Genomic DNA, 21,051 nt, shown 5'->3' with positions numbered 1-21,051 from the left:
TCCCCTATCGCAGTAAATCCGAATAATCGTATTCGGAGGGGTTCAAATAAATTTTCCCGTTACGGAGATGCAGGCGGGTGTCTTGATCCGCTATCGCTTCAAAACGGTTCTTGATCTTTTTTCTCTCTTTGTCACTGTAGCGCTTGAGTTTTAGAAACGACTTCAAAGCTACCCACTCATCAATCGTCCCCTCTACAACATCCGCATTGATAGCATCTATCGCATTGGCCTCTTCCATCACGGTTTCCGTATTCACATGAGAAAGGAATTTTGTCGCCACAACATGCAGTACGCTTCGCAACTGTGCATCGCGCTCTTTATAGATTTGCTCCACTTTTATCCGCTCATCAATGAGCATCTGTTCTCGCTGATCACGCAATCGGGTCGTCTCTTTTTCGAGCACATCCACTTTTTCGCGAAGCCGTTCGTTCTCTTGTTCGATGTAGTGCGTATAGCGGTTATCGTTTGCGATGTTAGTTGAATCGTTATTTCCTTTTGCCGATGCTACCGCGACATATTTAACACCGTTATCGACAATACAATCCAAACTGCCCCGTCGGATACGGTTATGAATAGCCTCTTTAGAGACATTGAAATACTCTGCAGCATCCGCAATCGTCATCTTTTTCATGATTTTCCTTGTTTGTGTAACATCTTAATAAACGCATTGACAATATCCATATCCAAATGCTCGGACATCTGCTGTTTCATCAACAAAAGCGATTCAAATGAGCTCATAGGATCTTTATAGGAGCGCTTCGTTGAGAGCGCATCAAAAACATCGCACACACCGATAATACGGGCAAAATAGCTGATTTGATCTCCTTGAAGGTTATCAGGATATCCTCCCCCTCGAATCTTTTCATGGTGATGGCGAATACCGCTGAGTACCCTCTCATCATCAATGCCCAGATGCAATGCGATTTCATGTCCGAAAGTAGGATGGAGCTTCATTTGTTCAAACTCTTCATTTGTGAGTTTGCCGTTTTTATTAATAATCTCGTAATCGATTTTGCTCTTCCCTAAATCATGCAATACGGCTGCCATCCCAAGAGTTTCCAGATCTTTTCCGGCAATCCCCAAAAAAGCCCCTAGACTAAGGGTATAAATACTGACGTTTAGGGAGTGGGTATGAGTATAGTAGTCATGCGCGGTAATCTTCATCAACGACTCAACAGCACTGTCATCGTTCAGGATCATCTCCAAGGTGCTGTGAACAATATCCTGTGCGCTCTTCACATTTTCAAGCGATTCAGGATTTTTAAACATCGCATCAATCGTCTCTGTCGCCTTTTCGTAGACAATTTTTGCTTTTTGATCGGTAGGAATATCACTGTTTCTGGCAATACTTTGAAGATGCCGTGTAACGTACTCTTGGTACAACGCTTCATCTTCTTCGCTGATGTAAAGCCCTTCGATTTCGCGCAGTTTGACTTTTGCTGTCCCATCAACAGCCGTATCACTCTGCAAAAAGAGACTCATTGCCGTTTTGGTTTCATCGGGCAAAAAAAGGTTAAAATCGATTTGAGACCCCTCTGTAATGAGCCGCTTATCAATCCGCTTATATTTTTTTGCCTTCATGCGTCCGCTTTCATCGGAAATTATCAAAGACCAATGGAGCTTCCCACTCCATCGCTTTGATCGCCCCCATGATTTTTTGGAGTTCGTCGATTTGTTTTGATTTCACGCGAATGTGTTCCCCCTCAATTTGAGCTGTTGCTTTGGTTTTGAGGTTTTTGATTTCGGCTACAATTTTCTTTGCCTCTTTGGCATCGATGGTATCGACGATTTTATACGTGGCTTTACGGGTTCCGCCGCTTGCATCTTCGGTTTTAAGTTCGTTTAGCGCTTTGGAGGAGAGTCCGCGTTTGATTAATTTTGCAACGACGATATCTTTGAGAGCATCGAGTTTGTTATCACTTGAAGCCAAAAGGATGAGCTGTTTCTCTTTTTCACGATAGTTGATTTCATAGGTAATCCCTTTGAAATCGTAGCGTCCGATTACCTCTTTTTCAGCTTGAGCAATCGCATCTTTAAATGCTTGGAGATCAATTTTTGCAGAAATATCGAGAGAGTGTTCAGATGCCATACCACGTCCTAAAAATTATTTTTTTATAACAGTTAGTATAACACAACAACACCTTAATGTTTTAAAAGATCGGAGCTCCAAAGTCTAAACCGCCTCCAAAAGCAGCTGCAGCATTCGGATCGCTGTATCCCATCATGACACTTTTTGTTCGCAACATTAAAATATCCTGTTTCGGAGCAATCCCCTGCGGACAAACCGGAACACACTCACCGCAAAGGGTACAATCCCAAATGCCGTTGGTTTGGATCGCAGCCATTTTACTTGATGATTCCTGTTCGCGAGGATCGTTCACATACCGCCATACCCGCGTCAACGCAAACGGACCGATAAACTGAGGGTTTACACTATAGACCGGACATGCACTATAACACGATGTACACAAAATACAATCGCTCTGCGTCTCAATCCGTTCCATCTCATGATTACTAACACCCTCTTCTTTTGTTGATTCGCTCCACGCTATTGCAGTTGCGTTACAGCTATCCACCATTGAGCTATCGACTATCAAATCACGAATCACTCGGGCATTACGAATCGGCTCAATCGTATCACCATCGGAAGGTTTATACTCACACATCAGTTGTTCACGACCATTCACACGAACAGCGCAGCTGCCGCATACACCACTTCGGCATCCATGTGAATAGGTCAGAGTCGGATCCATTTTTGTTTTGATGTGATTGATAATGGTTAATAACGTAACGTTCTCTAACTCGACGTTATAGGTTTGGTATTCATTGTTTTGCGAACGCTGTATTGAAATATTCATTAATCACACCACTCTTTCTCATACTCTTCGTCATCATCATAAGGGTCTTCACAGCAGCCTTCGTGCTCTGAATCCTCTTCCCACGCTTTATCATCACCCGTGCATTTTATTTCATAAAATCGGCGCATAGTACTCCATCCTCTTTCCATGTGATCGTATGGCCACCGAACATCATGTCATTTCGCTGCGGGGCATCAATACGATAATGAGCGCCCCTGCTCTCCACGCGGCTGATAGCACTCACTACAATCATCTCCGCTAACTCAATTTTGTTTCCAAACTCGATAAACTCGACAAGATTGGTATTGCATCCTTTGGATTTATCACGCGGTCCCATAAACGGCAATTCCTTTTGCATCTGACGTATCGCTCCGAGAACCGCTTTGAGCCCCATGTCATCACGCACCAAACCGACGTTGTTATAGAAAATATTCGCTAACATCTCCTGTTTTTGGTAAAAATCGATCTGGTTGGTGAAGTACATCACCCCTCGAATAAAATTGGTATCTTTAGTGTATTGTGAATTTTCAACGATAGGCACTGGATATTTTGCTCCGTATTCCGTCGCATTTCGACCGCATTCCCGACCAAAAACTACAAGTTCGAGCAACGAATTGCCTCCCAGACGATTCGCTCCATGCGTTTTGTGATTTGCACATTCACCTACGGCAAATAATCCATTCACCGCACTCATGCACTGAGCGTTAACTGCGATCCCTCCCATACTGTAATGGGCAGAGGGTTTGATCGGGATCAGCTCATGCACCGGATCGATCCCTTCATAGATCTGTGCAAGCTTACGTTCTTGCGGGAGTTCATGCGCAATAAATTCTTCACCCAAATGGCGAATATCAAGATAAACAGCTCCGCTTGCAGCCATCTCGTCATGGATTGCGCGTGCGACGATATCGCGTGGAGCCAGCTCATCGGTAAATCGCTCTAACTGCGCATTGAGCAAATATCCCCCCGCACCCCGAGCACTCTCAGAGATCAGAATCGAAGAGTTTTTGAGTGCGGTAGGATGAAACTGGATAAATTCCATATCGGCAAGCTTTGCCCCTGCACGAACTGCAGCGGCTAACCCATCGCCGGTTGCTTGCGTCGAGTTTGTCGAATGTTTGCCATAGAGTGCACCATAACCGCCTGTCGCCATAATCACGGTATCGGCACGGATCTCTTCTACTTCACCGCTCTCGATCACCAAAAATGTAGCCCCTAACACACGGTTAGTCTCATCATCCATAATCAGATTGAGCAGATACCGCCCGTTTTTAAACACTATCCCCGCTTTGAGACATTGATCATACAACGTGTGAAGCAGTTTGAGTCCCGTATAATCTTGCGCATAACACGCTCGGGGAGCCGAAGCTCCGCCCAGACGACGACGGGCAATCTCTCCGTTTTCATCACGGCTGAAGGGAAGTCCGATACGGTTACACCACCGTATGGCATCTTCGGCTTTTTCGCACATCACTCTGATTTGATCTTCATCTCCCAGACCTGCGGAAGATTTTAGGGTGTCAGCAATATGATTTTCGATGCTGTCATTTGAATCCAATACCGCATTCATCCCCCCTTGCGCCATCGAGGTTTGCGAGCGGGTCGGAAGCGTTTTGGAAGCGACAATCACCTCGGCACCCGATTCATGAGCCGATAACGCGCTCACCAAACCGGCACCACCGCTACCGATAATCAATACTTTTGACATACGCATAACTCCTTTACATTAAAAGCAATTGTACTTTATTCCCACTCTTAGGCGACTAAAAAGGATATGTTAGTTTTATTTATTGTGAGAATAATCAAAGACAGATATGCATAGAGGGTTCCTAAGTGAGGAACCCGAGAAGTTGTAGTTAAAATTTAAAGTTCAATCCAGCAAACCAATTTTGTGCCGATGTCGCTTCTACATTGACACCATCAACACTTTCATAGGCATCTGCACCGGTATAATCGATGTATCTATATCCTGCTTCAATTGATACATTGGAGTTAAATGAATAACTCACACCCCCTTGTACTCCGACAAGCGTTCCGCTAATGTCAAAATTATCGTGTATGTTATTGACTTTGCTGTTAGCTCGCCCGATCATGACACCCACAAACGGCTTTAGCGGCCCCTCACCGATCAAATAATCATAACCGACACCGTATTGCTTGAAAGAAGCATTATCAACATTTGGATCAACGTATTGATAAAATGCATAAACACGGTTATTTTGGTTGAAATAATATCCCCCTTTTAAGGTCACGCCGGTATCGTCTACACTACTGGACGTCCCTGCCGCCTTATAATCAACATCAACTCGACCCATATCAAGACCGACATACGGTCCTGCAGCCATCAATGAACTTGTCAATAATCCCGCTACGAGTGCATACTTTATCATCTTCATATCCTTTTTTCAACAAGATACAACCATCAATTATAGTTGTTTTTGATTATAACATATTAAATCGAATTCCTGCATTGATCATGTTACAATTCCTTTTTTATTGACTCTAACATCCAAGTGACTATATGCAAACTCTTTTTTCTATCATGGGTATCTACCTTTTTATCGCTGTCGGATATGGAGCCAAATGGTCATTCAAAGAAAAAATTGACGACCGAACCATAACGTTGCTGAGTGTCTATTTTTTACAAATATTTCTTACCTTTTGGGGATTGCTGAAACGTCCTATCGATACTGAGCTTCTCTTTGCTCCCGCTTTGTATCTGGGTATTTCGCTTTTATCCCTTCTATTGATGATCCCCTTAGCAAAACTGCTATTTCACGATACCAAAGAGCGCTCTATCGCGACCGTTGCCGCACTTATCGGCAATACGGGCAATCTCGGTATCCCGTTAGGAATCGCACTGTTTGGAGAGATGAGCGTCCCCTATCTCACCCTTATCAATCTCGTGAACGTATTTGTCGTTTATACCATTGGGGTCTTTTATTATTCACGTGGTGAATTTAGTGCACGTGATTCGCTCATGAATATTCTCAAACTTCCTGTTCTTTGGGCAGCGATGGTCGCCATCGCCCTCAACCTCATCGGCTATCAGCCCAGCCCGGCCGTCGATAAAACGTTGATGATGGGGGCGTATGCTTCGATGACCATGCAGTTGGTATTGTTTGGGATCTATTTGTACGGGATTAAATTGCGTGAGATCAATCTTCGTCTCACTGCATGGGTCAACGGAACAAAATTTCTACTCATCCCATTGATTGCTTTTATCACGTTGCAGAATATTGAGATGGATAGAGCGGTGAAGGGGATTTTGTTTTTGGAGCTGATCGTCCCGCTGGCAGTAGCGAACGTCAACCTCGCATCCCTCTATAACTGTGCACCGCGAACCGTGACGGTGGAAGTCTTTACGACCTCGACACTGTTTTTGGGGATTGCTTTCTTTTTGCCTACGCTATTACAAATGTTTTGATATTTTCGATCGTCGCGACAATCAAACGTTCCCGCGCTTCACGGGATGTCCATGCGATATGGGGAGTGATATAAAGACGCTCCGGATGTTTAACAGCCAAAAGAGGATGAGGCGTTTTCATCGGCTCTTTGGTAAGAACATCGAGCCCTACAAAAATCGGTTTCACATCGATGATAACCGACAGGGCATCCTCATCGACGATCCCACCCCGACCAAGATTGAGCAATACGGCACCATCTTTCATCTGCAGCAATTCGGAGTGGGAGATCAGGTTTTCTGTTGATGGATTGAGCGGAGCATGGATAGAGATAACATCGCTGTTTTCGATCAAACGGCTAAGCGTTGTTTTCTCATACTCGCTGTTCTCGTTTTTCCCCGAAGTGGAGTGATACCAGACGTTAGCCCCAAATGCTGTTGCAATTCGTGCTACATTTCTCCCGATCTCACCCAGTCCGATGATCCCCCATGTTTTGCCGCGCAATTCACTGAACGAGGGACCGATGTGGGCAAATACCGCTTCTTTTTGCCATGAACCGTTCTTGACATACTCATCGTAATAACGGCTATGCCCCATTAGATAAAAGAGCATTGAGAAAGTATGTTGCACTACCGCATCCGTCGAATATCCCGCAACGTTTTTGACAGTTATCCCCCGAAGCGCGGCGGCATCGTGATCGATATTGTTGGTTCCCGTCGCCGCCACACAGATCAGTTTGAGCGACCGTGCTACTTCCATCACGGCATCGTTAATCACCACTTTGTTGGTAACAATTACTTCCGCTTCTCGTACACGTTCCATCGTTTCATCAGCAGATGTGGTCTGATAAACAGCTACATCCCCCAGCGCTTCAAAACCAACTAACGAAGTATCACCATACGTTAGTGCATCAAGGATTATAATCTTCATCCGATTATGCATCCTTGATTTTTTTAATCAATTTTTTTGCTTTTTTGAGTGCTTTGTTCACTTTATCAAATACGAGTACTACCGCCATACGACGTCCGATATGGGCTTCTGGTTTACCGAATACACGTACAAACGTTTTCTCATCAAACAGCTCATCCGCAACATCGATCACCGGTTCATGCGATTCGACACCTGATTTATATGCAGCACTTGCTCCGTCGCCGTAAAACGTGAAGCCTAACGGCAATCCAAGTACGGCACGAACGTGAAGAGCAAACTCGCTTTGGCTTTGGGTGATAAGGGTCACCATCCCAGTATCGTGAGGTCTTGGGCTCACTTCGCTGAAATAGACCTCATCGCCTCTCACGAACAATTCTACACCGAACAACCCTTTGCCGCCCAAACCATCTGTTATCGCTTTGGCAATCTTTTGGGAACGTTTGAGCGCTTTTTTCGACATCTCCATCGGCTGCCAGCTGAAAATATAATCACCGTCTTTTTGGATATGTCCGATCGGCTCACAAAATACGGTCTCGACACCATTGCGTGCTGTTAGCAACGTGATCTCATAATCAAAACGGATGAACTCTTCGACGATCAACTCGCTCGCATCGCCGCGCGCTTCTTTCGCCATCTCCCATGAAGCAGGAAGATCTTCTGCACTGCGGGCAATACTTTGACCATGCCCTGATGAGCTCATAACCGGCTTGATCACACACGGAAATCCGACATCCTCAGCTGCGGTACACATATCTTCGAACGTGCTCACGAAATGATAACGGCTTGTTTTAAGCCCCAACTCTTCGGCGGCAAAACGGCGGATATTTTTTCGGTTCATGGTTTTATTCACCGCTTCGGCGTTCGGGATCACGCAAAATCCTTCCGCTTCTGCGGCAAACAGCGCATCGATACTGATCGCTTCGATCTCAGGAAGGATAAAATCGGGTTTCTCTTTGCGGATCAGTTTAAGAACCGCCTCTTTATCTTGCATATTGACCACATGCGAGCGGTTCGCAACCAAGTGTGCCGGAGCGTGCGCATAACGGTCTACTGCAATCACTTCCATACCGAGACGCTGTGCCTCGATCGCTACTTCTTTACCGAGTTCGCCGGAGCCTAACAACATGATTTTTTTGGAATTGGTTTTGAGAGGTGCGCTAAAGAGCATAACAAGAGCCTTGTGCAAAAATGTTTACACGAAGTGTATCATAGGGTTAGTAAAGGTTTTGTTACAAAGGGAAAAATTGGAGGAATAAAGAGGTGTAACCCCAGCGCCGAAGCGCAAGAGATTACAGGCGCGATTCGTAACGTCTCATCATATAAAGACGTTTCAACATCTTTTTGCGAGCGCTGATTTTGAATTGTTTACGCTTTTCGGTCTCTGTAACGTGGTTACGGCGAGCACGAGCTTCAGTAACAATCAGATTACGATCTGTTTGTTTCTTGAAACGGCGGTAAGCTGCATCAAAATTATCATCTTGGCGTAAGATAATACCAGGCATGCAATCACCCACTTTCTATTTAAAATTTTCGAACGCGAATTATACCCTATTTTTCAAAAAATAGTTATTTACAGAGCTATATTAGCATTTTATAAGGATATTATACCCATAATGAAATTATCTAAAAGTTATCAAATTCCACGATAAGCTCGGAGAGTATATGCATTCTAAAACCCGGCTGATGATCCTTGTGTTTATAGGAATGATGGTTCCGCCGATGGCGTGGATTCTTTTCTTATACTATTCTACTTTGTTCACGTTTGATGAGCTTTTCAGTATCTTATTTTCACCGCAGATGCTCATTTATATGGCTATTGCCACAACGGTGATGCTGGTTGTGTTCAACACCTTTTTGAGCAAAATCGAATCAGGCCTTCACGCTCCTAGCCGATACAATGAAACCGTTATCCTCGTTTCGCAAATGCCCTATCGTTTTTTAATCGGACAGCTCTTTTATATTTTGCCGGGTCCCCTTGCTGTTTTATGGGGCAAACCTTTCATGAGTGTAGAGCGGTTCATCTTGGCACAAGCATCCGTTTTGCCCCTGTTATTGCTTTTTGTTATTCCGGTTTTTATCCTCTTCGTCATCCGGCTGGAAGAGTGGACTTCTCCTATCGCTCTGAGCGAACGCTATCCCTTCATCTCTTTTGGGAAAAAAATGGCTCTTTCGATTTTCACCACCTTAATCGGCATTACCGTAATCATGGGGTTGCTCAATGTCATATTATTATCGATGCAGCATACCGATATCGCAACCGCTCTGCACAAAAACATAGCTATCGGCATTATCGGCATTGCTATCTCCGCTCTTAACGTTTCCCTGCTCGTCGCTCAGGTAACCCGTCCGATCAAACATCTAAACCTCAATCTCAAAACCGATATTTTCAATCTCACCAAATCATTTACCGGCTCAACCCGTGATGAAACGGGGACTATGATGGACAGCCTCAACCGATTTATCGGAGAAATTGAACGCTCCATCTCACATGCAAAATCGATTGCTGCCGACAATCTTTCGGCCGCGAATCGACTCGATTCTATCAGTGCGGAAGTCAAATCGAGAGCCGACCAAGGATACGCAATCGGACAAAATGCCTCCGAAAAAGCCTCCTCGGTCCAATCGACCGTTGATCACAGTGTCAGCAATCTATCACTCACGCTCGAAAATATGACCAATTCGATGGATCAACTGCATAGGGGGAGAGAAGAGCTCTCCACCCTCCTCTCCACCCTGTCGCATAATGCACAGCTTGAAGAAGAGCTTGAAACGAAACTCACGCAGCTAAGCGCCGATGCATCACAAGTCAAAGCCGTCCTTAGTGTCATCAACGATATTGCCGATCAAACGAACTTACTGGCACTTAATGCTGCAATCGAAGCAGCCCGAGCCGGAGAACACGGAAGAGGATTTGCCGTCGTAGCCGATGAGGTTAGAAAACTGGCCGAAAAAACTCAACACTCTTTGGTAGAGATCAATGCCACCATCAATATCATCGTTCAAAGCATCAACGATTCCACCGAACAGATGCATCACAATTCACAATCGCTACGCGAGATATCGGCTATTTCTGAAAGAGTCGATCACAGTATCACGCAAACGGTCAAAGCGATGGAACAAACAAACGATCGAACCATCCAAAGCGTCAATGATTCCCAAACCATTGCCGATCATATTGACGATATGATTTCCCATATCAAAATTCTGGGGGAACTGACCGCATCGAATGAACTCTCGATGCAGCAACTCTCTGAAATCGTCACCTCTATCGATACCTCGGCAAAAGCGCTGGATACCCAACTCGGACAATTTACGACATTGTCATAAGGGGCTTTTGGCTACAATATCTCCATGATAACCCAAGACTCCATTGAGGCGCTGAAAGCCCGACTTGATATTGTCGATATCGTCGGCTCTTATATCGAGCTCAAACGTGCAGGCAGCAGTTTTAAAGCACCCTGTCCGTTTCATGATGAAAAATCCCCCAGTTTTGTCGTTAATCCGTCTCGCCAAAGCTACCACTGTTTCGGATGCGGTGTGCATGGTGATAGTATCAAATTTGTCATGGAATATGAAAAGCTCAACTATCCCGAAGCGATTGAAAAACTTGCCGCATCCACGAACTTCACCCTACACTACACCGACGATACCAAACAAAAAAAACGCTCAAATCTCCTCGAAACACTCAATGATTGGTATCAAAAGCTTCTCGAGCAAAACAAAACCGCGCAAGATTATCTGCATGAACGTGGGATCTATGCCTCCAGTATCGAGCGCTTCGGTATAGGCTATGCCCCGACATCACCCGAAACACTTCGATTCTTAGAACAGCAAAAATTCCCTACCGCCGATGCAATTGAGCAAGGGGCGATCGGTCGAGGAGAGGAGGGACGCCTTTTTGCCCGTTTTATCGAACGGATTACGTTTCCGATCCACTCCACCAGCGGTGCCATCGTCGGATTCGGCGGTCGTACCATCACAGGACATCAGGCAAAATACGTCAACTCCTCCCAAAGTGCCATTTTTAACAAATCACGTCTACTGTATGCGTACCATCTCGCCCGTGAGGCAATTTACCGCCGCAAAGAAATCATCGTTACCGAGGGGTATTTGGACGTTGTCATGCTCCATCAGGCGGGATTTACCCATGCCGTCGCAACACTCGGAACAGCTCTAACCGCCGAGCACTTACCTCTACTGCGTAAAGGGGAACCAAAAATATTTTTGGCCTACGATGGAGATAAAGCGGGTCGAGCCGCAGCCTTCAAAGCATCAAAGCTGCTGAGCATGTCAGGGTTTGACGGTGGAGTAGTGTTGTTTGAAGGGGGACTTGATCCTGCCGACATGATTAAAAACGCTCAAATCGAACAACTCAATACCCTTCTACGCCGTCCTATCCCCTTTATCGAATTTGTCATCTCTGAAATGATCAGCGCCTATGATCTTCAAGATCCCAAAGCCAAAGAGACAGCCCTTCATGAAAATATAGCATTTTTAAAAAGTCTCTCACCGCTGCTTCAGGAAGAATATCGCCCCTTTATCGCTTCCAAACTGGGGATATCTCCATCTCTGATACAAATCGCTCATAAAAAAAATACGGCGCCGCAGCCGATCAACTTTTCCCATCATGATATTTGGGAGCTGAGTTTTATCAAAACCCTGTTGGAACGTCCTCAGATTGCCGATACATTGCTCGATTTTATCGATGCATCCTTATTGCAGTACCACGCCAGTGAGTTTGAAGCCGCTCTTCAAGGGCGCAATGATGATCACCGGCTCAGCGCATTAATGATGGATGATCGAATCCGAACGTTTGAAGGAGATGAGGGAATCCGAACGGAGCTTATCACTTTCTTGATTGCCCATTATAATCGTGAACTCAAAAAAGTGACAACCCAAAATACGGTATCATTCGATCAAAAATCGTATTTAATACGTCAGTATCGGGATAAAATTGAACGCTTAAAACGAGGCGAACTGGTCCCACTGACATAATCTAAGGATAACTTCAATGAAAGCTATTGCCCTCTTTAGCGGCGGTCTTGACTCTACTCTCGCGGCAAAACTCATCATCGATCAAGGGATCGAAGTGATCGCCTGCAATATCAACACAGGCTTTGGTTCGACAAAGGATCGTCTTGCTCATATGAAAAATATGTGCCAACAAATCGGAGCCGAATTCCGAAGCGTCGATATACGAGACGAGTACATACGCGAGGTTCTTTTCACCCCTAAATACGGCTATGGAAAAAACTTCAATCCCTGCATTGACTGCCATGCCAAAATGTTTGAAGTGGCAAAACGGCTTATGGAAGAGTGGGGAGCGAGCTTTTTGATTAGCGGCGAAGTCTTAGGACAGCGTCCCATGAGTCAAAATAGTGATTCGCTCCAAAAAGTACTCAATCTCAGTAACTGCGAGGGGTTGCTGCTCCGTCCTATGTCTGCGAAATCACTGGCTCCGACCATTCCAGAAATCGAGGGATGGGTAGATCGCGAAAAACTTGAGAACATTAGCGGTCGCAATCGCGAACGCCAAATGGAACTCGCAGACCAATTCGGATTAAAAGATTACGAAGCACCGGGCGGAGGGTGTTTGCTCACCGATGAAAACTTCTCAAATAAAATTCGTGATTTTATTGCCCATGACACCTTTAGTGTCGAAGATATCCCAACGATCAAATACGGTCGTCAGCTGCGCCTTCCGGATAAAGCGAAACTCATCATCGGACGAAATGCGGAAGATAACGAAATTTTAAAAGGTGTCAATAACGCTAAATATCTCCATATCACCACGGAACTTGTAGGGCCTCACGCAATGATCTCACGTAATGCGAGCGACCAAGATAAACTTTTAGCGGCAAAATTGATCCTTGCTTATTGCAAACCGGGCTTTGAAGGGGAGCAAACCCTCGATTTTGAAGGGACTGCATTAGCCACGCTCAGCGATCTAAGCCGTAACGATGCGCAGCAATACTTTATTTAAGCGCTCGATGGAGCAAGACTCACACGAAGTTTAGACTCTGTTATTTAGCGACTGAACACCCATATCCCGCTTTTTTTACGGCATCACAAAGGTTCTCAGCCTTGGTGCCATCTTGAGTTTTCACTTCCGCTTTTCCCTCTTTGAGATAGACGGTAGACTCTTTCACTCCGGAAACATCATTCAACGTTCCTTTTACATTTTTGACACACGCCGGACATGTCATACCGCTCACATTCAATTTAATCGTCTGATCCGCACTCAAAACTGCGCCCAAAGCCATAAGTGAAAATAGAACTTTTTTCATTCCCGAATCCTTTAAATAATTTCATGCTATTGTTTCATAGAAGTGTTAAAGAAGTGTTAAGCCTTAACACTCTTGTAACAAAAACAATTTAGACTATTACCCTATTTAAAAAAGGTTATTGCATGCACGATATCGAATGGTGGCTCATAATCTCGATTGCATTTGCCGGAAGTTTCGGCCATTGTGTCGGTATGTGCGGAGGATTTATCGTCGCTTACAGTTCTACTAAAATTGATGCTTCCATGTCTCGTACCGCACAACTGATTCGTCACAGTGCCTATAATCTTGGACGCGTGAGTTCTTATATCGTTTTGGGGATGATTTTCGGCGGAATCGGTGCACTCTTTAGTGTAAGTATGGAATTTCACGGAGCCCTTTTCATTCTCGCCGGAATAATTATGATCATCACTGCACTGGGGATGTTCGGATTATCCAAACTGATTCATTTGTTGGAGCGGGGATTCTCAAGCAATTCACTTTTTAAAACCCTCTTTTCACGCCTTATCAAAAGTAAAAATATCGGAAGTTTTTTTGCCCTTGGGGTGATGAACGGTTTCTTTCCCTGCGGATTTGTATTTTTCTTTGCAGCGAAAGCTGCGGCTTCGGCATCCATTATTGAGGGAGGAATGGTTATGGCGCTCTTTGGCCTTGCAACCGTTCCAACACTCCTCGCGCTAGGGCAATCGGTGAGTTTTTTTAAAGAGATAGCGTTTCGTCAAACCATGAACCGAATCGCGGCATTAGCGATTCTCATCTACGGTCTTTACAGTGTTTATTATGGATTAGCGTACTTTTTTGATTTGCCGATATAACACTGATTATTCGGCAAATTTAATAGTACGCACCGCATCTGCAAATATTTTTTTGTCCAATCCAAACGTGTGGATCAGCTCAAAAGCCTCATTTAGCCCCTCATCGGTAAAAATCCCCTGAATATTGACCGCGCAGGCAACAACACTCAATACCTGTGAATACGGATTTTTCGTTGAGGGACTTGAGATCTCTCTGAGCGCATCGGTTAATGCCGATTCAAAATTCCAATGTTCAAACATACTCGCTGAAATTTCATAACTGCTCGATCCAAGATATTTTCGCTCAATCTCTTCAAGTGAAGACCCTTTTTGAGCTATTTCCGCAGTAAACAATTGAGTTTTACCGCTTTTGATAATATTCATTGCACCTGCAAGTTTCCCCAGTTCCATCAAAAAAGCGCCGCTTTGCAAAAGTGGAAGCATACTCTTATCGACGTTGCGATACCACTCTCTCACGAGAGCGGACTGAACCGATGATACGTTTGTCAATCCATCAATATTGGTATTATAAGGGGTTAAATCGATCGTCATTGTCTTTTTGATCGCACTCGCTGCCGCAAAACCGCGGATCATTGCGATTCCAAAGAGCATAATCGCTTTGGGTATCGAAGATATCTCTTTGCTCATTCCGTATAATGGGGAATTGACCGATTTCAAAATATTGGCACTCAGCATGGGATCACGCTCGATCACCATAGAGAGCTCATCAATATTGGTATCGCTTTTCATGCATAATTCTTGGATTTTTACTACCGAATCAGGCAAAGGCGGAAGGGTTTTTATCTCTTCAAGCATATGGGTAGCTCCTTGGATACTTTATAAACTAGAGTGTACTCACTCTGTTGTTAAACCATGATTAGTTTGATTAAATTAACGCTATACTAAGGGTACTATATTTTTTAGGAGTCACCCATGGCAGGCGTACTGTTTTCGTTTTACAATTTTTCTTCGCTCATCGATCTCAATATCGGTATGTCAGATCGGTTGGATGAAAACCGTTCAGAAAGCTTTACAATTTTGTTTTGCGATTTTACAGGGTTTGAATCCTCCATCGTCAAAACCAATCTTCAAAGCTTACTTCGTACTTCCGATTCAATTGTCCATTGTGATGACTATTATTTCTTTGTCATGCCCTACACAGACAAATACGGATGCGGAATCGTTAAAAAAATGATCGAAGACCTGTTCGAGAAAGCTATACCCTCTGCCGCGGTCTGCTATCCCTCAAATGGAGAAAATCCATCCGAATTGCTAGAATCTCTTCATGCGGAAGCAAGAAAAAGCCTTCTAATCGATCTTGACTGCCTCTACAGCGCAGCCAATAAAGAACCTTAATTGCGTTGAGTCAAAACCGGCTTAAACGTATAGTAAGGTGATCGTTTGTAATACTCGATCGCATCTTCGATGTCGCTTTTGCGTGCAAGATTGCGGTCATACACATAGACCGGTTTAACAACGTTTTCACACGGTTTTGTTTTGCAAGGCTCGCTTTTATTCTCTTGTGCTACAGAAGCAGCGACCGGTTGCACAACCGGAGTTACTACAGCCACTACCTCTTCTTTTTTAGGTTGTACTGCCATAACCTGAACCGCTACAGTTTTGTTAACCGTTTGTTCTACGCTTGCCTTTTTCTCATTTGCTTTTACAGCATTTGTGTTTTCACACCCTTTTGGGGTAGCACGTTCAACAGAACGGACAAACGCATCTTTACTAATCGCTTTTGCTTTTGCAAGATCTTGCTTTGCGGCTTTCACGGAAGGATACTTCCCTACAGTAACAATATTGCAGGTACCCTCTTTTTTCTTGGTGACAGGAAGAGCACTTTTCTCTATTTTTTTCTCAAAAGCGGGAGTGATCGATGCCTCTTTTTGGGCGCTGATCGCCTGAATCGTATATTCCTCCGCACTCAACACTACACTTATCGTACTAAACATCATAATTAGGGCTAACTTTTTCATGTCCGATATATCGTCATATTTTTTTAAAACTTTACCTTTTTCGTTCACATTGACATTTAAGACCCTGCATCGTATAATTTCGATCCAAATATCTACTTTGGGCCCTTAGCTCAGCTGGGAGAGCGCGTCGCTGGCAGCGACGAGGTCAGCGGTTCGATCCCGCTAGGGTCCACCAAATCTTCTACCACGAACATTTTAAATCTATATTTTATACCCCTAGATTCTTTTTGTTATATCACACCGTTGTGCCAAATCTATACATTTGAAACACAAACTACTTCTTTCATTTTCTATTTTCTTGACTATAATAGTATTCAAAAAACTTATTGTATTAAGGGAATCACTATGATTAAATACCGTTTATTACTTTTTTGCACTGGTGTATTTTCATTATCCTCCCTCAGTGCACTCGAATACTCCAACGAACTTCGTATGATTCTCCAGCAAGACCGCTATTCTGATATACGCCATACAGAAAGTGCCATGATATTAAAACTCGGGGCCGAATCTGAACTGACCTCCTATCTAAAAGTGGGAGTCGCCGCCTACGGAGCGCTACCGTTGCGTTCAACACCCGGTGAACTTCTCGGGCCTCACGGTCATACAAACGGTGTTATAGGAGAGGCATGGATTAAAGCGGAAAATGAGGGTGTATCTGCCCAAATTGGAAGAATGCGTCTGGATTGGCCTCTTTTAAATTCCAACGACGTATCGTTGATGCCGAATCTCTTTGAAGCGCTTGATATACACGCCCGCTATGGGGAGCAATGGGAATTGACTCTAGGGCATGCCCGAAAAATGGCGGGATGGGAAAATGGAGGGGATCCATTCTCATTTACCCCTATTTCTGATGCTCTATCAGGTTCGATGCCGGGATTTTTTGCATCGCCGTATGCTACCGATAATACTTCCGTAAGTATCGTTGGATTAACCTATAAGCTAGAAAATCAAACCTCGCAACTATGGGGTGGAAACGTCAATAATATTATGAATCAATTTTATTTTGAAACCGAATATACTCTCGATGACGCATCGGTGGCATTTCAAGCATTGCGTCAAGAGATGATCGGCGCCCTTAAAAATTACAGAGAATCGGGTTCGGCTATCGGAATCAACGATACTATTTTAGGAATTAAAGGCTCATGGAATGAACCAGAAAGCGGTATAACATTCACGGCGGCATACAATCAAGCTTGGGCAAAAAGCCATGATCAAAGCCAAGGTTCTCCCGATCTTTGTTACGGGTCAGGAGATGTTCTCTTTACCTCAGGTTATTATGAATCAGCGCATAGCCGTCACGGTGCACGTGGATATAAAGTGGAAGCTCAATGGGGTGATGAAACCTTTCACAATCTTGGCATAAAAACAGCACATACCGATCTTGTCGAACACGGCAGCCACTACCATGAAACATCGTTAACTCTAGGAAAAGCCATCGAAGAGATTGTTTTAGAGGGGCGCGTAATCTATCTTACAAATGGCAGCGATCCCGATTCGGTTCAATTTAGACTTTTTGCAAGCTATTTATTTTAAGTTGCTCTTTGATTTGATCTACATTAACGTAATCGAATCAAACACATACTATAATAGCTGTAATTTTTTCCCAAAGGAATGTTTACATTATGAAATTATCCCTCATACTCGCTTCGCTCGTACTTGGCTCTACGATTGCTTTAGCCGCGCCCTCTACCCTTGCTACCATAAACGGAGCTGCGATCACAACCAATGATGCCAATGCGTTTTTAGCAAAAGCAATCCCTGGGATGAGTTTTGACAAACTTGATCCTAAAATGAAACGTCAAGTTGTCGATCAACTTGTCAATCAAGCACTCATCAAAAATCAAGTACTCAAAAGCGGTCTGCAAAACACTCCTGCATTCAAAGCCCAATACGCTGCTATCAAAGATGACTTAGCGGTTGATATGTGGATGAAACAGCAAATGAGTAAAATCACGGTTACCGACAAAGAAACCAAAGATTTTTATGACGCTAACAGCGATAAAATGAAACAGGGAGATAAAAAAGTACCTTATGAACAAGCCAAAAAAGAGATTTCACAATTTTTGAAAGTTGAAAAATTTAAAGCGCTTATGAACAAAACGACCGATGGTCTCCGTTCTGCCGCAAAAGTCGAAATCAAAATCTAAGTCGTTTTTGGATCACGTGCGCACAACTCAATCTTTTTTTCTCTCCGTAGGTATCCATTTTGGTATCGCCGCCCTTCTCATAGGGGCAGTGAGTATTGTCCATAAAAAAGTATTGACGGTGCCGGAAAAAACAAAACTCAAAATTCTGTTGAATGCCCCAGAACCTGCCGATGTGTCACCCGTAGTACATTTCGCTGCGCCACAACAAATCCAGCAGCCCATACAAAAATCTCAACCACAATCTCTGACAAAACAACCTGAGGTTATACCGCAAATCAAAACACCTTTACCGATCCAAACCAAACCCGTTGTTCCTGCAGTACAAACAGCTCAAGCGGTTATCCCCCCGACACCGAAACCTGCTGAGAGCGTTATCGTTGCTGCTCCTAAAGCGCCACCCTCACCTCCCAAAGTAGAGGAAAATTATGAAGAAGAGAATTTGGGGAAAATCCGCTCCATCTTGGCAGAACGGCTAAAATATCCCAAGAATGCACAACGCTTGAAACAGCAAGGTGAATGTATTGTTACGTTTACACTTGAACCATCAAGAGAGGTTCACCAGATTACACTTACGCAAAGTTCTGGTTTTGAGCTATTGGACGATGCAGCAAAAGAGTTAATCGAAAACTCCTCCTCCGAATTTCCTAAACCAAAAAAATCGGTACGGATCAGTGTCCCTATCTCGTATAAACTCCGATAAACTACCCTCTGGAAGCAAGCCCTATCGAAAGGGCTTTTTCGATTTCATGTGTGTAGTCGGGATTCGCCGTCCGAAGTGTTTTTTCAAACCGTAAAATAAGTTTCGAGTCGGTGTATGGATGCGTGCATAATGCCTCTAATAGATGTTGGTATTTACTGAGAGTGTGCGAATTGATCTGTCCAAAACGGCTCAAAATAATCTCTACCGCATGATTGAGATCACTGCTGCTCGATGATCTGTTTTTGATTATTTCACTCAGTGATTCAAAGGTCTCAATTTTTTGCGGTTGCGCAGGGATGGGGGCTGGTTTGCTTTTTCCGATCCATATGTATAGAACCACCAAAGCGACCAAAAGAAACAATAAACCGGCAATCATAAGTATTAGATTCGCTGTCATCATAATAATTTCTTTTAATGTGATATGGAGGTATTGTAGCGGAAAATAGTTGAAGGGGAATCCCTTCCGCATCAACGAAAGGGATCTAGCAGCTTGTTTAAGCGGGTTTTACCACTTAACCTCAGTTGTCAACATGTAAACATCTTTAGATGCACCCGTATCATTCACTTTTGCCGCAACTAACTCATCTTTTTCATCCGCAAATTTTGCTGACGCAATAAAATTCACGTTTTTACTGTAGTTATATCCTAAACCGGCAATGATTTTATCACCTTTGATTCTAGAATTCTTCGCGCCGTTAAGTTCTTGCTCAATTTCATAGTTATCATAACGTCCGATAACAGTCCAATCTTTAATCGGACGATACTCGGCATTGATAGACCATCCTTTGTAGTCTTTGGTATCAAAAGTTGTTGCAACATCTTTTGTACGCTTATCGTCTTTTGCAGTGAAGTACTGCCCCGCAATCAAGAATTCCGGTTGATTATAAACAGCATGGAGTCCATAAATACTGCGATCGTATTCATTCGGACTCAATGTACCTTGAAGATCGGTATCGTCATCTTTATGGTTTTTAGAGATCAATCCATACGTAGAGATATTTGCATACGTGTCTTTCGTACGATCGTTTTTACCCACTTTGGTTCCGTCTCCAAGAATATGTCCTGTCAAACGCCATTCAAGGGAAAGTTTAGAATCGCTAGCTTGGTTAGCCGCTGCTTTATCCGCGTGATACCCTTCACCGTTGAAAATACCGATTTCAGAGCTGAATGCATCTGTTTTGGTTTGAAAATTTACCCCTAAGTCAGCTGAGTTGACAAGGTCAACCCCTGTTTCAGTTCGTGTATTTTTCTCTTCCAAAACAACTTTATTGAATGAACGGTAGTGCCATGCATTGTGTTCTTCATAATCGATCCATGGGCGGTGAGCAATACCGATTTCTACACCTGTGTATGGAAGCACTTTGTCCAAATAGAGGTACGCATATTTTGCATACATATTAGCATAACCCGCACGTTTTGTTTCATCGGCACCGATCTCTTTTGTCGTATCCATCGTTACGCGGAAATAGTCTTTATCATTGAAATACGCTTTTACTTGGAGGTAGTTACGGCGAAGTTCAAACCCGCTTGATGTTCCTGGATACGATGATGTAACACCTGCACCGGCATTGGTATTCAAGGTTGAAGGACTAGCAGATGTCAATCCAAAATAGTGCGTACCGCTGAATTCAAGTGTTTTTGCTTTTGATTTCACATTAACATATTTAGACATTTTGTCTTGGTATTCAGAATTTTTTGATTCCAAATCACGTACTTGCATATCAACATCTTTAGCACTGATGAAATCGCCCATCTCTACACGACCCTGACCCGGAGTCGTAAATACTTGACCTGTTTTAGGATCACTGTAGAGAGTCAACGCATCCGCCGATGCAACTCCGCTAATCATCGCCGCAGCAAGGGCAGATAATGCAACTTTTTTCATAAGAATCACTCCTGTTTTTTAGTACTGTCATTGTAGAAAAAATAGATTACGTCAATGTTACATTGCAAAG

The 21,051-nt window shown here is 43.8% G+C and carries 24 protein-coding genes and 1 tRNA gene; 10 read left to right on the top strand and 15 right to left on the bottom strand.

Features of this window, described 5'->3' with window-relative positions; genetic code table 11:
* Nucleotides 1-4: 4 nt before the first annotated feature.
* The 7 genes from CJD30_RS04985 to CJD30_RS04955 all read right to left on the bottom strand — a co-directional run bounded on the left by CJD30_RS04985 (nucleotide 5) and on the right by CJD30_RS04955 (nucleotide 5,248).
* Nucleotides 5-631, bottom strand: coding sequence for a DNA-binding protein (locus CJD30_RS04985; protein ID WP_294916927.1), 627 nt, complete (start codon nucleotides 629-631; stop codon nucleotides 5-7).
* Complete coding sequence (locus CJD30_RS04980) at nucleotides 628-1,581, bottom strand: HD domain-containing phosphohydrolase (protein ID WP_294916925.1); 954 nt, start codon at nucleotides 1,579-1,581, stop codon at nucleotides 628-630. Before CJD30_RS04980 ends, CJD30_RS04985 begins: the two co-directional genes overlap by 4 nt.
* Nucleotides 1,582-1,591: 10 nt before the next feature.
* Nucleotides 1,592-2,089 (bottom strand): YajQ family cyclic di-GMP-binding protein, encoded by a 498-nt coding sequence (locus tag CJD30_RS04975; protein ID WP_294916922.1) that lies wholly within the window; start codon nucleotides 2,087-2,089, stop codon nucleotides 1,592-1,594.
* Nucleotides 2,090-2,150: 61 nt separating this feature from the next.
* Nucleotides 2,151-2,858 (bottom strand): 2Fe-2S iron-sulfur cluster-binding protein, encoded by a 708-nt coding sequence (locus tag CJD30_RS04970; protein ID WP_294916919.1) that lies wholly within the window; start codon nucleotides 2,856-2,858, stop codon nucleotides 2,151-2,153.
* Entirely contained in the window at nucleotides 2,858-2,986 is a 129-nt protein-coding gene (locus CJD30_RS04965) for a hypothetical protein (protein ID WP_294916916.1), read from the bottom strand. Before CJD30_RS04965 ends, CJD30_RS04970 begins: the two co-directional genes overlap by 1 nt.
* On the bottom strand, nucleotides 2,965-4,566 hold the full coding sequence (locus CJD30_RS04960; RefSeq protein WP_294916914.1) for an FAD-dependent oxidoreductase: 1,602 nt from the start codon (nucleotides 4,564-4,566) through the stop codon (nucleotides 2,965-2,967). The genes CJD30_RS04965 and CJD30_RS04960 overlap by 22 nt, the downstream gene beginning before the upstream one ends.
* A 148-nt stretch (nucleotides 4,567-4,714) precedes the next feature.
* Nucleotides 4,715-5,248: an outer membrane beta-barrel protein gene (locus CJD30_RS04955; protein WP_294916912.1), complete on the bottom strand. Its 534-nt coding sequence runs from the start codon at nucleotides 5,246-5,248 to the stop codon at nucleotides 4,715-4,717.
* A gap of 131 nt (nucleotides 5,249-5,379) precedes the next feature.
* Between CJD30_RS04955 and CJD30_RS04950 the strand changes: the two genes are divergently transcribed.
* Nucleotides 5,380-6,285 carry an AEC family transporter gene (locus tag CJD30_RS04950; RefSeq protein WP_294916910.1) on the top strand — a complete coding sequence of 302 codons (906 nt, stop codon included), beginning with the start codon at nucleotides 5,380-5,382 and terminating at the stop codon, nucleotides 6,283-6,285.
* On the opposite strand, the gene CJD30_RS04945 is transcribed toward CJD30_RS04950, so the two are convergent.
* The 3 genes from CJD30_RS04945 to rpsU all read right to left on the bottom strand — a co-directional run bounded on the left by CJD30_RS04945 (nucleotide 6,263) and on the right by rpsU (nucleotide 8,694).
* Nucleotides 6,263-7,192: a D-2-hydroxyacid dehydrogenase gene (locus CJD30_RS04945; RefSeq protein ID WP_294916907.1), complete on the bottom strand. Its 930-nt coding sequence runs from the start codon at nucleotides 7,190-7,192 to the stop codon at nucleotides 6,263-6,265. The two genes, CJD30_RS04950 and CJD30_RS04945, sit on opposite strands and share 23 nt — an antisense overlap.
* A 4-nt stretch (nucleotides 7,193-7,196) precedes the next feature.
* On the bottom strand, nucleotides 7,197-8,360 hold the full coding sequence (gene purT / locus CJD30_RS04940) for a formate-dependent phosphoribosylglycinamide formyltransferase (RefSeq protein WP_294916904.1): 1,164 nt from the start codon (nucleotides 8,358-8,360) through the stop codon (nucleotides 7,197-7,199).
* A 121-nt stretch (nucleotides 8,361-8,481) separates the two neighbouring features.
* Nucleotides 8,482-8,694 (bottom strand): 30S ribosomal protein S21, encoded by a 213-nt coding sequence (rpsU, locus tag CJD30_RS04935; RefSeq protein WP_013458942.1) that lies wholly within the window; start codon nucleotides 8,692-8,694, stop codon nucleotides 8,482-8,484.
* 160 nt (nucleotides 8,695-8,854) lie between these two features.
* Between rpsU and CJD30_RS04930 the strand changes: the two genes are divergently transcribed.
* From CJD30_RS04930 to CJD30_RS04920, 3 genes are read left to right on the top strand one after another with little or no spacing between them, the layout of a single operon-like run.
* Nucleotides 8,855-10,519, top strand: a complete 1,665-nt coding sequence (locus CJD30_RS04930) for a methyl-accepting chemotaxis protein (protein WP_294916901.1) — start codon at nucleotides 8,855-8,857, stop codon at nucleotides 10,517-10,519.
* Between the two features lie 24 nt (nucleotides 10,520-10,543).
* Nucleotides 10,544-12,187, top strand: coding sequence for a DNA primase (dnaG, locus tag CJD30_RS04925; protein ID WP_294916899.1), 1,644 nt, complete (start codon nucleotides 10,544-10,546; stop codon nucleotides 12,185-12,187).
* 16 nt (nucleotides 12,188-12,203) lie between these two features.
* Nucleotides 12,204-13,175: an argininosuccinate synthase domain-containing protein gene (locus CJD30_RS04920; protein ID WP_294916897.1), complete on the top strand. Its 972-nt coding sequence runs from the start codon at nucleotides 12,204-12,206 to the stop codon at nucleotides 13,173-13,175.
* A gap of 40 nt (nucleotides 13,176-13,215) precedes the next feature.
* Here CJD30_RS04920 and CJD30_RS04915 read toward each other — a convergent pair whose 3' ends face one another.
* Complete coding sequence (locus CJD30_RS04915) at nucleotides 13,216-13,479, bottom strand: heavy metal-associated domain-containing protein (protein WP_294916896.1); 264 nt, start codon at nucleotides 13,477-13,479, stop codon at nucleotides 13,216-13,218.
* 122 nt (nucleotides 13,480-13,601) lie between these two features.
* Here CJD30_RS04915 and CJD30_RS04910 point away from each other — a divergent pair, with 122 nt between their 5' ends.
* A complete protein-coding gene (locus CJD30_RS04910) occupies nucleotides 13,602-14,291 on the top strand; it encodes a sulfite exporter TauE/SafE family protein (protein WP_294916893.1) in 690 nt (229 codons plus the stop codon).
* Nucleotides 14,292-14,297: 6 nt separating this feature from the next.
* Here the strand turns inward: CJD30_RS04910 and CJD30_RS04905 are convergent, their stop codons facing one another.
* Nucleotides 14,298-15,086: an HDOD domain-containing protein gene (locus CJD30_RS04905; protein ID WP_294916891.1), complete on the bottom strand. Its 789-nt coding sequence runs from the start codon at nucleotides 15,084-15,086 to the stop codon at nucleotides 14,298-14,300.
* Nucleotides 15,087-15,203: 117 nt separating this feature from the next.
* Between CJD30_RS04905 and CJD30_RS04900 the strand changes: the two genes are divergently transcribed.
* Nucleotides 15,204-15,626, top strand: coding sequence for a hypothetical protein (locus CJD30_RS04900; protein ID WP_294916889.1), 423 nt, complete (start codon nucleotides 15,204-15,206; stop codon nucleotides 15,624-15,626).
* On the opposite strand, the gene CJD30_RS04895 is transcribed toward CJD30_RS04900, so the two are convergent.
* Nucleotides 15,623-16,249, bottom strand: coding sequence for a hypothetical protein (locus tag CJD30_RS04895; protein ID WP_294916887.1), 627 nt, complete (start codon nucleotides 16,247-16,249; stop codon nucleotides 15,623-15,625). The two genes, CJD30_RS04900 and CJD30_RS04895, sit on opposite strands and share 4 nt — an antisense overlap.
* A 99-nt stretch (nucleotides 16,250-16,348) precedes the next feature.
* On the opposite strand from CJD30_RS04895, the gene CJD30_RS04890 reads away from it, so the two are divergent.
* From CJD30_RS04890 to CJD30_RS04875, 4 genes are all read left to right on the top strand, one after another.
* Nucleotides 16,349-16,424: transfer RNA gene (locus tag CJD30_RS04890), tRNA-Ala, on the top strand.
* A 170-nt stretch (nucleotides 16,425-16,594) separates the two neighbouring features.
* The gene (locus tag CJD30_RS04885) at nucleotides 16,595-17,782 is read left to right on the top strand and encodes an OprD family outer membrane porin (protein ID WP_294916885.1); all 1,188 of its coding nucleotides are present in this window, start codon (nucleotides 16,595-16,597) and stop codon (nucleotides 17,780-17,782) included.
* Between the two features lie 89 nt (nucleotides 17,783-17,871).
* Nucleotides 17,872-18,396 (top strand): hypothetical protein, encoded by a 525-nt coding sequence (locus CJD30_RS04880; protein WP_294916882.1) that lies wholly within the window; start codon nucleotides 17,872-17,874, stop codon nucleotides 18,394-18,396.
* Nucleotides 18,356-19,096 carry an energy transducer TonB gene (locus tag CJD30_RS04875; RefSeq protein ID WP_294916880.1) on the top strand — a complete coding sequence of 247 codons (741 nt, stop codon included), beginning with the start codon at nucleotides 18,356-18,358 and terminating at the stop codon, nucleotides 19,094-19,096. The genes CJD30_RS04880 and CJD30_RS04875 overlap by 41 nt, the downstream gene beginning before the upstream one ends.
* Before the next feature lies 1 nt (nucleotide 19,097).
* Here the strand turns inward: CJD30_RS04875 and CJD30_RS04870 are convergent, their stop codons facing one another.
* Together CJD30_RS04870 and CJD30_RS04865 are read right to left on the bottom strand one after the other, a co-directional pair.
* Nucleotides 19,098-19,496, bottom strand: a complete 399-nt coding sequence (locus CJD30_RS04870) for a hypothetical protein (RefSeq protein WP_294916878.1) — start codon at nucleotides 19,494-19,496, stop codon at nucleotides 19,098-19,100.
* Nucleotides 19,497-19,601: 105 nt separating this feature from the next.
* Nucleotides 19,602-20,981, bottom strand: coding sequence for a hypothetical protein (locus CJD30_RS04865; protein ID WP_294916876.1), 1,380 nt, complete (start codon nucleotides 20,979-20,981; stop codon nucleotides 19,602-19,604).
* Nucleotides 20,982-21,051 lie beyond the last annotated feature (70 nt).

The organism is Sulfuricurvum sp. PD_MW2 (assembly GCF_002633015.1).
Taxonomy (GTDB): domain Bacteria; phylum Campylobacterota; class Campylobacteria; order Campylobacterales; family Sulfurimonadaceae; genus Sulfuricurvum.
Note: the sequence above shows the minus strand (reverse complement) of the source record. Positions and strands in the feature narration are given on the sequence as shown.